10 protein-coding genes and 1 other annotated feature are annotated in these 13,107 nt (G+C 41.7%); of the genes, 7 read left to right on the forward strand and 3 right to left on the reverse strand.

Features of this window, described 5'->3' with window-relative positions; all coding sequences use genetic code 11:
• Window positions 1-2 precede the first annotated feature (2 nt).
• Window positions 3-257, forward strand: a binding site (T-box leader).
• Window positions 258-294: 37 nt separating this feature from the next.
• From BLU58_RS08165 to BLU58_RS08185, 5 genes are all read left to right on the forward strand, one after another.
• Complete coding sequence (locus BLU58_RS08165) at window positions 295-2,946, forward strand: valine--tRNA ligase (RefSeq protein WP_093291731.1); 2,652 nt, start codon at window positions 295-297, stop codon at window positions 2,944-2,946.
• Window positions 2,947-3,048: 102 nt separating this feature from the next.
• Window positions 3,049-4,416 carry a bifunctional folylpolyglutamate synthase/dihydrofolate synthase gene (locus BLU58_RS08170; protein WP_093291732.1) on the forward strand — a complete coding sequence of 456 codons (1,368 nt, stop codon included), beginning with the start codon at window positions 3,049-3,051 and terminating at the stop codon, window positions 4,414-4,416.
• A complete protein-coding gene (murC, locus tag BLU58_RS08175; protein ID WP_093291733.1) occupies window positions 4,417-5,823 on the forward strand; it encodes a UDP-N-acetylmuramate--L-alanine ligase in 1,407 nt (468 codons plus the stop codon). It abuts the gene before it with no gap.
• A 143-nt stretch (window positions 5,824-5,966) separates the two neighbouring features.
• On the forward strand, window positions 5,967-7,193 hold the full coding sequence (locus BLU58_RS08180) for a cytochrome P450 (RefSeq protein WP_093291734.1): 1,227 nt from the start codon (window positions 5,967-5,969) through the stop codon (window positions 7,191-7,193).
• A 121-nt stretch (window positions 7,194-7,314) separates the two neighbouring features.
• A complete protein-coding gene (locus tag BLU58_RS08185; RefSeq protein ID WP_176786567.1) occupies window positions 7,315-8,601 on the forward strand; it encodes a YheC/YheD family endospore coat-associated protein in 1,287 nt (428 codons plus the stop codon).
• A gap of 49 nt (window positions 8,602-8,650) precedes the next feature.
• Here BLU58_RS08185 and BLU58_RS08190 read toward each other — a convergent pair whose 3' ends face one another.
• Window positions 8,651-9,559, reverse strand: a complete 909-nt coding sequence (locus BLU58_RS08190; RefSeq protein WP_093291736.1) for a YitT family protein — start codon at window positions 9,557-9,559, stop codon at window positions 8,651-8,653.
• A 14-nt stretch (window positions 9,560-9,573) separates the two neighbouring features.
• The gene (locus BLU58_RS08195) at window positions 9,574-9,744 is read right to left on the reverse strand and encodes an AbrB/MazE/SpoVT family DNA-binding domain-containing protein (protein WP_093291737.1); all 171 of its coding nucleotides are present in this window, start codon (window positions 9,742-9,744) and stop codon (window positions 9,574-9,576) included.
• A 514-nt stretch (window positions 9,745-10,258) separates the two neighbouring features.
• Between BLU58_RS08195 and BLU58_RS08200 the strand changes: the two genes are divergently transcribed.
• Both BLU58_RS08200 and BLU58_RS08205 read left to right on the forward strand, forming a co-directional pair.
• On the forward strand, window positions 10,259-10,732 hold the full coding sequence (locus tag BLU58_RS08200; protein WP_093291738.1) for an FG-GAP repeat domain-containing protein: 474 nt from the start codon (window positions 10,259-10,261) through the stop codon (window positions 10,730-10,732).
• 225 nt (window positions 10,733-10,957) lie between these two features.
• Entirely contained in the window at window positions 10,958-11,872 is a 915-nt protein-coding gene (locus BLU58_RS08205) for a sulfite exporter TauE/SafE family protein (protein WP_093291739.1), read from the forward strand.
• A 40-nt stretch (window positions 11,873-11,912) separates the two neighbouring features.
• Here the strand turns inward: BLU58_RS08205 and ablB are convergent, their stop codons facing one another.
• The gene (gene ablB / locus BLU58_RS08210) at window positions 11,913-12,773 is read right to left on the reverse strand and encodes a putative beta-lysine N-acetyltransferase (protein WP_093291740.1); all 861 of its coding nucleotides are present in this window, start codon (window positions 12,771-12,773) and stop codon (window positions 11,913-11,915) included.
• Window positions 12,774-13,107: the final 334 nt, after the last annotated feature.

The raw sequence follows: 13,107 nt of genomic DNA on the forward strand, positions 1-13,107 counted from the left end.
ATCGATGAGCTATGACCGGGAAGAGTAGATCCAGCAATACCTATCAGAGAAGGAAATCCATCGGCTGAGAGATTTCCTAAGGAATCTAGATCGAACGTCACCCGAAAGCTGTCTCCCCGAACAGATGGTTATTTATCGATCCATAGTAAGGTAGACCGGAAGCCTATCCGTTAACAGGCCCTAAGTGCATAAGTTGGATGTGAATGCTTACTTATGAACAAAGGTGGTACCGCGAAAATAACCCTTTCGTCCTTTGATGGATGAAGGGTTTTATTATATTGAGGAGATGAATGTATGGATAACGAACTGCAAATGTCTACGAAGTATGATCCGAAATCCGTAGAACAAAAAAGATATCAATTTTGGCTAGAACATGAATTATTTCGACCTTCAGGCGATAAAGATCGTCCTACTTACAGCATTGTTTTACCTCCCCCGAATGTTACAGGAATGCTACATATGGGACATGCTCTCGATTTTACGCTACAAGACGTACTGATTCGGATGAAACGGATGCAAGGGTATGACACACTATGGCTACCGGGCATGGATCACGCGGGCATTGCGACGCAAGCAAAAGTGGAAGCGAAACTTCGAGAAGAAGGCATTAGCCGCCACGATCTCGGGCGAGAAGCTTTTTTAGAAAAGTCTTGGGAGTGGAAGGATCACTACTCAAAAACGATTCGTGAACAATGGAGCAAAATGGGTTTCTCGATGGATTATTCAAGGGAGCGTTTTACCTTGGATGAAGGATTATCTCAAGCGGTTCGCAAAGTGTTTGTTGATCTGTTTAACAAGGAGTTAATCTATCGCGGTAAACGAATCATTAACTGGGACCCAGCACAACGTACAGCTCTCTCTGATGTAGAAGTGATTCATAAAGAGATTAAGGGTGCGCTATACCACATGCGCTATCAGTTGAAGGATGGTTCTGGTTATATTCAAGTAGCCACCACAAGACCTGAGACGATGTTGGGAGATACTGCAGTTGCCGTTCACCCAGCGGATGAGCGTTATCAAGATATGATCGGGAAAATGTTGATTTTACCGATCATAGGGCGTGAAATCCCTATTATCGCGGATGAGTATGTGGATCAAGAGTTTGGAACAGGTGCTGTGAAAATTACACCAGCTCATGATCCAAATGATTTCGAGATGGGACTACGTCATAACTTACCACAGATCGTAGTGATGGATGAAACAGGAGCTATGAATGAAAACGCAGGAAAATATCAAGGCATGGACCGTTTTGCATGTCGAAAACAACTTACGAAAGATCTACAAGAATCAGGTGTGATGGTTGAAATAGAGGAGCATATTCATTCGGTTGGGCATAGTGAACGTTCTGATGCCATTGTCGAGCCGTATCTATCTACTCAGTGGTTTGTGAAGATGAAACCTCTTGCACAGCAGGCTATCCAGCTTCAGAAGAGTGAAGATAAAGTAACCTTTGTTCCCGAACGCTTCGAGCATCAGTATGTCCGTTGGATTGAAAACATTCACGATTGGTGTATCTCTCGTCAGTTGTGGTGGGGACATCGTATTCCGGTTTGGTATTGTGATAGCTGTGGAGGAATGACGGTAACGTATGAAGACCCAACATATTGTCAGTCCTGTAAGTGTACCGATATCCGTCAGGACGATGATGTGCTGGATACTTGGTTTAGTTCCGCGCTGTGGCCGTTCTCGACGATGGGGTGGCCTGAAAAAACGGATGATGCAGATCGCTATTTCCCTAATAGCGTCTTAGTTACCGGACATGATATTCTCTATCTTTGGGTGTCGCGTATGATTTTTACTGCCCTTGAATTTACAGGGCAAAAACCATTCCAAGATGTGCTGATTCACGGATTAGTTCGGGATGCAAATGGCGTGAAGATGTCCAAGTCCTTAGGAAATGGTGTGGATCCGCTTGAAGTAATCGAACAATACGGCGCAGATGCGATGCGCTTTATGGTATCTACAGGCTCCACTCCAGGGCAAGATCTGCGTTTCCGTATCGAACGGGTCGAACAAGCCAGAAACTTCATCAACAAAATTTGGAATGCAAGCCGCTTTGTGCTTATGAATCTAGGAGATTTCAAGGTTGAAGATATCGATCTATCAGGCAATCTCGGTACAGCAGATAAATGGATCTTGACTCGTCTTCAGGAAACCATTGGTCAAGTGACCGATTACCTAGAATCGTACCAGTTAAATGAAGCAGGCCGTGCTTTATATGAATTTGTTTGGGATGACTTCTGTGATTGGTACATCGAACTAGCAAAACTGCATCTATATGGTGATGATGAACTAGTCAAGAAAACAGCTCAATCCGTTCTCTGCCACGTTTTGGATCAGATTCTTCGTCTTATGCATCCGATGATTCCGTTTGTTACCGAAGAAATCTGGCAACAAATTCCTCATGAAGGGCAAAGTATCGTTACAGCAAAGTGGCCGGAAGAACAAGCAGAGCTACAGTTTTCCGAAGCGAAAGAGGAAATCGCTTTGTTGATCGAGGTAATCCGAAACGTGCGAAATATCCGTGCCGAGGCAAATGTAGCCTTGAGCAAGATGATAGAATTGATTATTCGCCCAAGTGATGAGACGACCGAAAAACTTCTTTTACAAGGGGAAGCTTTCATTCGCCATTTCTGTAAAACAGAGGAATTAACGATTTCTATGACAGCCGGAACACCGGAGAAAACGATGAGTGCGGTGGTAACGGGAGCGGAAATCTTTATTCCACTGGCTGGTTTGATTGATATCGATCAAGAGATAGATCGGTTGAAAAAAGAACTAACCACGCTAAATTCCGAGGTGGATCGAGTTCGGAAGAAGCTATCGAATCAAGGGTTTGTAAGCAAAGCCCCTGATCATGTAGTAGAGGAAGAAAAAAGAAAAGAGAAAGATTACCTCGAAAAGCGTGAGAAAGTACAAGTGCGATTAAACGAATTACAACAATAAGTAATGGGTAAAACAAAAGTTTCATTTGCGATAAGGAAAGAAGGGTAGGATCTGTTTCCTACCCTGTTCCTTCTGTTGACGAAACGGGGAATCCATTGCAAAATGGACAGAGTATGGATCGATGCTGAGTGTGCAGAGATCGAAGGAAGGAAGCGAGCTACGTTGTTTAGAGCAGCCCAAGAAGTCCAAGATTGGATGGATCAGCATTGTGTAATGGGGATTCAGCCTGGTCTGGATCGTATGAAATGGGTGTTGGCTAGACTTGGACATCCAGAGCGCCGATGCAAATGGATTCATATCGCAGGTACGAATGGAAAGGGTTCCACAGGTGCTATGATTACTTCAATCTTGCGAGAGGCTGACTACTCGGTTGGAGTGTTTTTATCTCCCCATATTTTAGAGTGGAATGAACGAATTCAAGTAGATGGAATCGGCATTTCGGAAGAATCGTTTGTCCAGTGGAGCAATACGTTGCTTCCGTACCTAGAAGAATTAGTGGAACAGGGAAATGCTCCCTCCCCTTTTGAGGTTTGGACGCTTGTTGGGATTTGCTACTTTGCATTAGATGCTTGTCCATGGTTCGTCGTTTGGGAGGCGGGACTGGGTGGACGCTGGGATTCGACGAATGTGGTGCATCCGCTTGTATCGGTCATTACGAACATTGGATATGATCATAAAGAGTTTTTAGGTTCCACATTACCAGATATTGCTCGCGAAAAGGCGGGGATTATCAAGCGCGGAGTTCCCCTCGTAAGTAGTGTCGAAGAGGGGGATGCCCAATCTGTGATTCATCGGATTGCCCAGAATGAATCGGCCGCCATTTATCAATTACATAAACAATTTTCCTATGAAATAGAAGAATGTACAGCTAATAAACAAGTTTTTTCCTTTACGAGTCCTTTTGAAAGACTGACGAATCTTTCTATTGGTTTACAAGGGGTTCACCAGTTTGAGAATGCAGCAACGGCCCTCATGACGATCGACATTCTCAGGCGCAGGTACATAACAGTGGTGGAAGAAACCCACATTAGAGTAGGACTTGAAAAGGTTCATTGGGCGGGGCGTATGGAGAAGGTACAGGATCAACCGCTGGTAATACTAGATGGTGCCCATAATCAAGATGGGATTTTGTCATTAGCAGCATCCCTTACGAGGTGGTATCCACATAAGAAAATCCGCTTTGTGTTGGCTTCCCTACAAGATAAAGAAATCGACATACTAAAGCCCATTGTGGATATAGCACATGAAATCATCGTAACGGAAATTTCGAACTTCCCACGCTCACGTAGAGCAAATGAGCTAGCTACCATGTTAACGCCTTATTTCTCAGGCACGGTACAAGCATTTGAAAAGACAGAAGATGCGGTTCAGGTAGCAGTAAATCAAGCAAATTCAGACGATGTAGTCGTCATTACAGGTTCTTTATATCTCGTTTCAGAAGTACGCCCTTATTTTGTAAGATCGATTTAAATGGTGAGAAGGTTGGTGATCCAAGTGGAGAAAAAAAGAGTACATTTTATTGGGATCGGTGGGTACGGGATGAGTGCCATTGCGCGTGTCCTCCTCGATATGGGTTTTCCTGTATCTGGCTCTGATGTAGCGGTAAACTCTTTGGTTGAGCGCTTGATAGAGCGTGGTGCTAAAGTAACAATGGGACACCAAGCAGAAAATGTACATGGTGCAGAGCTAGTTGTATACTCTACCAGCATCGCTCAAGATAATGCAGAGATTGAAGAAGCAAGGCGACAAGGCATTGAAGTAATCCATCGTGCACAAATGTTGGCGCGGCTGTTAAATGATCAAACAGGGATCGCCGTGGCTGGAGCGCATGGCAAGACAACTACATCGTCCTTGATCGCTCAAACACTTGAGATCTGTGGCCAAGACCCGACATACATCATCGGTGGAGAAGTAGTCGGATTAAAAAGTAATGCCAAGGCCGGCGAAAGTAAATTTGTAGTAGCAGAAGCGGATGAGAGCGATGGCTCTTTTCTCGAATACTTCCCGCATATCGCTGTCGTGACCAATATTGAACCTGATCATCTCGAACACTACCACGGCGACTTTGAAAACTTAAAACAAGCGTATCGAGAGTTTTTAAGTCAGGTGCGTCCAGAAGGAGCAGCGATCTTATGCTGGGATGATGAGCATGTAAGAAGTATGGCTGAGCGCGTAAAAGGAAAGTACATTACGTATGGAATTGACCATCCGGATGCCGAGTATCGTGCAGTAAATATTCGTGAGAAATTTCGCGCGATTACCTTTACCGTGGTTCATCGCGGTCATGAGCTAGGTGATGTGACGATTCGTATTCCCGGACGTCATAATATCGCCAATGCACTTGCGGTTATCATTACTTCACTAGAGTTAGGGGTGCAGTTCGCAGCAGCGGCAGCAGCTCTATCAGAGTGTCAGGGGGCAAAACGACGTTTCCAGGTGATTGATGAAGTAAATGATGTATTAGTCGTCGATGATTATGCCCATCATCCAACAGAAATTGTCACAACTCTTAAAGGCGCGAAAGCTTCCAAGAAAAAGATTGTGTGTGTATTTCAGCCACAACGATATTCTCGTACCTATCATCTGATGCAGGAGTTTAGCGAAGCCTTTGGAGAAGCAGACGAGGTTATTATTCATACGCTGTATGCACCTGTAGGGGAAAAACCGATCCCAGGCGTATCGGCAGAGCGCTTAGCGAAGTTGATCGTCGAAAACAGCAATCCAAATACACAGTTTATGGCATCCATCGATGATATTATCCACTATCTTGCAGAATCGGTACATCCTGAAACATTAGTGATTACTATGGGCGCGGGTGACATTTGGCGAGTGTCTCATGGCTTGGCTCCTGAGTTACATAAGCGATTTGCACAGTAGTAGGGTGTAAGAAAGTGCTATCCTTTGGGTAGTGCTTTCTTCTATGAAAATAATTGAATATTCATTAGATAGTATTATATTTCTACATTTACTATGTTATAATTAGTTAAGTAAGTAAAATAAATGTCGAGGAGGTTTTCTTTATGGAAGCATCATTGCGTAAAGCCATCCTATTGCACGACATAGCCAAATTAAAATCGAAGGAAGAACAATGGGAACCTTACGCATGGTATAAAGAAATGCGCGAAAAGAGTCCCGTTTTTTATGACCCTGAACAAGATGTATGGAATGTTTTTTTATATGATCATGTAAAGCGTGTGTTATTTGACCACGAGTTATTTTCTAGTAAACGAGAACGTAGCTTAATCCCGATTCCTCGTAGTGATCAGGATGATCGAAATAACGTAAACAACTGTGATCCACCACAACACCGAAGTCGTCGTGCGTTGCTTTCAAAAGCATTTACACCTCGAAGCCTGAATGAATGGAAGCCTCGCATTCAATTATTGGCAGACGAACTGGTTGCGGGCCTAGAAGATCAGACGACAGTGGATATAGTACAAAGGCTGGCTGTCCCATTGCCAATCATTGTCATTGCCGATTTGCTCGGAGTTCCTTCAAAAGATCGAGAATTATTTAAAGCTTGGTCAAACATCCTCTTTCTCCCTTACGCCAAGGATTTATTTACTGATATCGCGGCAAAAAAGGCACAAGCGATGAAGGAGTTTCGAGAATACTTACATCCAATTGTGCTTGAAAAACGGCGAAATCCAGCAAATGATATTCTTTCTGACCTGGTTCAAGCAGAGTTAGAGGGTGAGAAACTAACCGATGAAGAGGTAGTGATGTCGGGAATTGGACTACTAGGTGCTGGGAATGAAACGACGACCACGCTGATTTCAAATACATTTTACGCCATGCTATTTGATAAACCAGACATTTACCAAGAGTTACGTAAAGACGTGTCCCTCATTCCTAAGTTAGTAGAAGAGGCTCTTCGTTTTCGATTCTTAGTTACCATGGATCGGAGAGTAGCTCAAGATACTGACATATTTGGACACGAGATGAAACAGGGACAAATGGTCGTTGCTTGGATCGCCTCCGCAAATCGAGACGAATCCCAATTTGCACATGCCGGAGATTTTGATATCCATCGTTCTGGGAATCAGCATCACCTGACCTTTGGAGCGGGCGCTCATTTTTGCCTAGGCGCTCCTCTGGCACGTTTGGAAGCGACTATGTTATTTACTTCTTTTGTTGAGCGCTTTTCAAATATTAGTCCAATCGATGGGATGAAAGTATCAGACCATCTAACGGATTCAGTCACAGGCCAATCGCTAAAAAGTTTGCCGATTCATATAGAGAGATAAATAAAGAGAGTTTCAGATAGGGCAACCATGCAGTTGCTCTTTTTTAACCGTTGAGTAGTCCATGAATATACATATAGTAGAAATCATACTTCTAAACCGAAGTATACAGAGAGGTGAAATGGTGAGGATTCAATGGATCAAGAAAACAAACAATATCCTTCTACCCCGAAATCCCTTTGCACAGAAAAGTTCGCTCCCAGATACGATGTCGCTTCATTTTGGTTCGTATACCTGTGAATTACAAGTGAAAATAAGTAAGAAACTCCCGGATCGTACACTAGGCATTCCGGCTCAACCCTTTCCTTTCCCCATTCCTGTGTTACCTTACGAGGTACAGATAAAAGAGGATGAGATCCATATAGGTCCTGTAATCGGAATCCTTTTGCCCAGCCTAAAAAAGTATCCCTACTTTGCCTGTCATGTAAAAAAATACCCCCAGCTAAAAGGATTAATCTACGTATTTACATTACGAAATGTTAAAACGAAAACGAGAACCATCCAAGGATCCTACTTTAATCCCAAAGCGAGAGATGAGAAAGAAGTCTGGTGCTCTACACGGCTTCCTTTTCCAGATGCTATGTACAGAAGGATGTTTTGTAAAAAAATTCCTACAGAACTAGCGAATCATGTTTCAGGAAAAGTCTTTAATTCTCGCACTTTTAGTAAATGGATCTTATGGAAATGGCTTTCGCAAACGTTAAGAGAACATCTACCTGAAACAAAAAAACTAGTCGATATCCAAAGCTTTCAAGGTATGATCGACAAGTATGGATCGGTCTTTCTAAAGCCCAATATATCACGACGGGCAGTAGGGCTCTTTTTAGTGAAGAAAAAAGGAGAAAAATACCATTTCATTGATCGGGACCAGCAAAAAACGATCCTTACGCAAGAAGGGATATATCAACTATTAGAAAAACTACAAACCATGGATTATATGATCCAACAAGATGTTCTTCCAGATCGAAAAGATTTTTCTACTGATTTCCGTGTCATTATGCAGAAAGGGAAGCGAAAACAATGGACATGTGTCGGGATTCTTGCCCGAATTGGAGAGAAAGGGAGTATCACAACTAACTTTCGAGAAAAGGGTCAATTACGGAAGGGCGCAGTGGCATTAAAAAAAATGTTCTCAGCTTCTAATCAAGAAATCAAGGTGATGGAAGAGGAGATAAAAGAGGTTTGTAAACAAGCGTGTCAGGTAATTGACGAACACGGTTTGTTTGGAGACGTGGGTCTAGACATCGCCGTGGATAGCGAGAAGCGAATCTGGCTGCTAGAGATAAATAAGTACCATGATCTTTATATGCCTTTGTATATTAAGAATAATCGTCAAATGTTTGATCAAGTGATGACGAATCCTCTTGAATATGCGAAATCGTTGGCTGGATTTACTATAGAAAAGAAGTAGCCCTTCAAATGAAGAGTCTACTTCTTTTTGAATGATAAAAGGATGAGTGCTAATGAATATCTCGTTTCTTAAAGTTTCCACCTTGGATATCATGAATATTTCCAACGGCGAGGAATGCCTGTGGATCAATATCTTCCACGATTGCTTTCAGTTTTGCTTCTTCTAGACGAGTAATCACACAGAAGATGACTTTTTTCTCTTCTCCTGTAAATGCACCTTCGCCATTTAGGTACGTAACGCCTCTTCCTAAGCGGTTCAAGATTGCATCCCCAAGTAATCTTGGGTTATCACTAATAATCCAAATAGACTTCGTTTCATTGAAACCCTCGATGGTGACATCAATTGCTTTATAGGCAATAAAGTAAGCCATCAATGAGTACATAGCACGATCCCATGAAAAGACGAATCCAGCACTCCCTAGAATAAATAGGTTGATGAACATGACGGTTTGACCAACGGATAAAGGAATGCGTTTGTTAAACACAATGGCTAAGATCTCTGTTCCATCCAAAGAGCCACCGTATCGAATGACTAGCCCCACACCTACACCTAAGATCATTCCGCCAAATACAGCAGCGAGTAATGGGTCTGAGGTTAAAGGTTGTACAGGATGCAACAAATTTGTGCCAATAGACATCACGATGACACCAAAGATAGAAGAGATGGTAAACGTTTTTCCAATTTGTTTGTAGCCGAGGAAAAAGAACGGAACATTTAATACAAACAAAAGAAGCCCTAAGTTTAGACCAGATAAGTGCGACAACATGATTGCGATTCCGACAACGCCACCATCAATAACTTGGTTTGGCACTAAAAATATCTCCAAGCCTACAGCCATCAAAATAGCACCTAAGAAAATTAAGATACCTCGTTTACATAAAGCTAATGCAGATAGCTTTTTATGGTCTTTGGGGGTTATCTCCGGAGTTGGTTGTGGTTGTTTTAATACAGCTTCCATCTATCTACTCCTCTCTAATCGGTTTTGTGGGAGAGATCACCTTGTACCATCTGAACTTTATCGATGAAAACTCTTCCATCTTCAATCCCAAAAGTGATGTAATCACCTTCTTTTAATTCTAAGCACTCTCGAACTTCCTTAGGTACAGTAACTTGACCCTTCGAGCTAATGCGATATACATGCATAAAATCACCTTCAGGATTGGTTTGTATTCTTTACTTCTTTACTTCCTTACTCTCATTGTAACATAAAATAAAAAGAAGTCATTCCCGAATTTACGTAGAATGACTTCTAAGTTTTTCCTTTCATATGCGCAATCGTATTCAAATTAGACCCCACCTCTTTCTTTTCCAATCCATACATTAAATACAACTTCGAATACCGTTTTTAGCACTGTCATCCAGTTCATCAAGCTCACCTCCGTTTTGTTTTTGTTTATATTGATATTTTAATCCATGCTCCGATTTCCTCCCATTTGTTTTCCTTTCACTTGTATTACTCTTTTGTAAGAGAAATACAGGTTGGATTAAGATTATATATGTTATCAGCTATCAATCATGGAAGAGAAAGCTGAGTTGATATTTAGGTATATCAAGAAAATATATATTAGGAATAAAACATATGGAAAAACTTTACAAACAATCTAAGTGATCGATATAATATAAAATAGGTTATGAAAATATAGAATAGGGTGAAAAAATGAAAGAAGTATGTACGAAGCTATGGTTGAAAAGTGGGATTTTAGTGGTGTCTGGGTTGATGGCTATGTCTGGTTTTCATATCATTCCACAAGCATTTGCTGCATCCGATTCAGGGGAATCTGTGGTTACGAAAGATTCTGGAAAACGTGTTCGGTATATGATTACTCAAGTCAAGAGAGATGTGACGGGAGATAGAGTAAAGGATGTAATCACACTAATCGGTCAAAAAGAGTTTCCACAGGATGGCTGGAATGAAAAGCTATATCTTCGAGTGGTTGATGGGAAAAGTCACAAAAGGACACAAGTAGAAGTGGGGAATGGCGGATATGAGCCAAGTTTGAGATTTGGAGACTTCAATGGTGATCGTATAACAGATATCCGGGTACATATTTTCTCTGGAGCAACAGGCCACAGCCCTATTGAAAATTACTACTACACAGTCGATAAGGGCAGTTTATCTGAAATAAAATGATGTTAGTTAGACAAGCCCTTCTGAAGCACGATCAGAAGGGCTTGTCTTAACTTTGCTCCCTTAGCCATTCATGAAGGAGAGTTTTTTTAAATTATGTTCACTCATGATTTAACTCTACATGTCTTTTTGTTTAATATATGATTTTGAAATATCTTATCATGTCATACCCTAATACAAAGTAATCATATATGTATTATAAGTATTTGTGTTGAATGGAGGGATGATATGAATCGTTTGGTTACCTTTATTATCGTGGGGTTCTTTGCACAGCTTGTGGATGGTGCGCTAGGGATGGCGTATGGGGTGACGTCGAGTTCATTATTATTGCTGTTTGGGATTGCGCCAGCGATTGCATCTGCATCTGTGCATATGTCTGAAGTGGTGACAACGGCGGCTTCTGGGGTTTCGCATATCCGTTTTGGAAATGTAGATAAGAAAACGGTTCTTCGTTTGATTTTGCCGGGTTCGATAGGGGCGTTTATGGGTGCCTGTTTTTTAAGTAATCTACCTGGCGAATTGGTGAAACCGTATGTTGCGATGTTTTTGTTTTTACTAGGGGTCTATGTTCTATTTCGGTTTTCATTTGTTCGTTTTAAGCAGAATATGAACCTGTCAAACCGAACTCCCAGTAAAAAACTACTCGTCCCTCTAGGGTTTATTGCAGGATTTGCAGATTCTACAGGTGGCGGCGGCTGGGGCCCGCTTGCTACGCCTGTCTTGATGGCGCGAACGGAACTGGAACCACGAAAAGTAGTAGGCTCTGTAGATACGAGCGAATTTGCCATTGCCTTCTCCGCTACACTAGGCTTTCTAATCTCGCTCGGATGGGAGCAGTTTCACTGGGAGTGGGTGCTCGCTCTGATGATAGGTGGTGTCATAGCAGCCCCCATTGCCGCTTGGTTAGTACGACTCATCCCTGCCCCTATATTAGGAGTCCTAGTAGGTGGACTCATTATCATGACGAATCTAAAAACGTTATTCAATATCTTTAGCATCAGTTCATCTAATATTCAAAACTATACCTACTCGCTTTTTGGTGTGGTCTGGTTTGTTGCTGGGATATATACGATTCTGCGTTTTCGGAAATATAGGAAACAAGCACTGGATGAAGAACAAAAAAGCCATCCGACAAACGGATGACTTGGTAATGGTATAAGCTGTACTTTTCTGTCGGAATCCCCTACACAGACAAATCCTTCGTCCACAAGCTCATGTCCTCAAATTTGTCATGTATATTGCAATTTTTTGTTAGCCTACCCGTATACTCGTAGCCAAGTTGATGAAATGCCATATTCATTCCAAACGAAAGAGAGCGTGCTAATGAGTATACGCAAAAAATACTTCTTTGTTTTAGCTCACTTTCAAGTGATAGAATTAAATTCTTGATAAATCCATGCCGACGATGTTCTGATAATGTAGCGCAATCCGTTATCTCTGCATTGTTATAGGTCGTATTTAATTCTGCAGAAGCGGCACTTACAATTTGATCTTCGTTTTCAACCACATAAAAAATGGTGCCGTTTTCAATCGCATTTCGAACGTATGTTTCATCATTCATTGGAGTTGGATAAAATTGAAAAATAGTGTTGTACAAGTTTGCTAGTTGCTCCGCATCCTCTTCTATTGCTAAACGCATGTGATAATTGCTTGAAAACTCTTTGGGATCCGATGTCATGGGGTGGGTTTGCACTTTTTGTAGGATCTCATTTTCTTTTATCCAATGGTCACTGGTGCGCCTCTCAAGACTAAAATAAAGAGCTACGCTATATGCATCACTTCCGTTAAAGTATCCTTTAAAGATCCCTTCTAACATGTAACCTCTGGACACAAAAGATTGCCAGTCCTCACTTCTTGCTTTCACAAAAACCTTAGTAAAGTGGTATTGCTTGGCAATCTCTTCAATACGTTTCATGATTGAGAAAACATTTCCCCTGTAATCATCTACACGCAGTCGATCACCCGCTGGGTCAACATAAATTTGTACTGTAAAATCTAAGCCTGTCTCAACTCGATTTTCGACATGCATAGGTGTATCGATCATGACTCTCACTTCCTTCCTTTATTGGACCATATCTTCATCACATTACCCGCTTCCAACTTTTCTGCTAATGAAAATGCAGTATCTTGCCCAACGCTCCGAATGAGGCTAACAGGAACTCCAAATATGAACCGTATCCTATATTTTGGTTAATACACCTTTTCGGGGGCTTGGGCAAAAACTGCTGTGATGGAACCAAATCAAAAACTGAAAAAAGACCTGTTGGCTTCAGGTCACATGCTACTAACAATGCAAACACTTTTTAATAGCATGTGTTTACAGATATAATATTATATTCAGAAATATTATATCTTATTTCAATGTGGCAGTCAATCTT

It is taken from the genome of Thermoactinomyces sp. DSM 45892 (assembly GCF_900107305.1).
Taxonomy (GTDB): domain Bacteria; phylum Bacillota; class Bacilli; order Thermoactinomycetales; family Thermoactinomycetaceae; genus Baia.

Bases quoted from the DNA above. Each gene is read 5' to 3' on its own strand.
- murC (WP_093291733.1), top strand. From the start codon at position 4,417: ATGGTGAGAAGGTTGGTGATCCAAGTGGAGAAAAAAAGAGTACATTTT.
- ablB (WP_093291740.1), bottom strand. From the start codon at position 12,773: ATGATCGATACACCTATGCATGTCGAAAATCGAGTTGAGACAGGCTTA.
- BLU58_RS08195 (WP_093291737.1), bottom strand. From the start codon at position 9,744: ATGCATGTATATCGCATTAGCTCGAAGGGTCAAGTTACTGTACCTAAG.
- BLU58_RS08170 (WP_093291732.1), top strand. From the start codon at position 3,049: ATGGACAGAGTATGGATCGATGCTGAGTGTGCAGAGATCGAAGGAAGG.
- BLU58_RS08190 (WP_093291736.1), bottom strand. From the start codon at position 9,559: ATGGAAGCTGTATTAAAACAACCACAACCAACTCCGGAGATAACCCCC.
- BLU58_RS08205 (WP_093291739.1), top strand. From the start codon at position 10,958: ATGAATCGTTTGGTTACCTTTATTATCGTGGGGTTCTTTGCACAGCTT.
- BLU58_RS08180 (WP_093291734.1), top strand. From the start codon at position 5,967: ATGGAAGCATCATTGCGTAAAGCCATCCTATTGCACGACATAGCCAAA.
- BLU58_RS08200 (WP_093291738.1), top strand. From the start codon at position 10,259: ATGAAAGAAGTATGTACGAAGCTATGGTTGAAAAGTGGGATTTTAGTG.
- BLU58_RS08165 (WP_093291731.1), top strand. From the start codon at position 295: ATGGATAACGAACTGCAAATGTCTACGAAGTATGATCCGAAATCCGTA.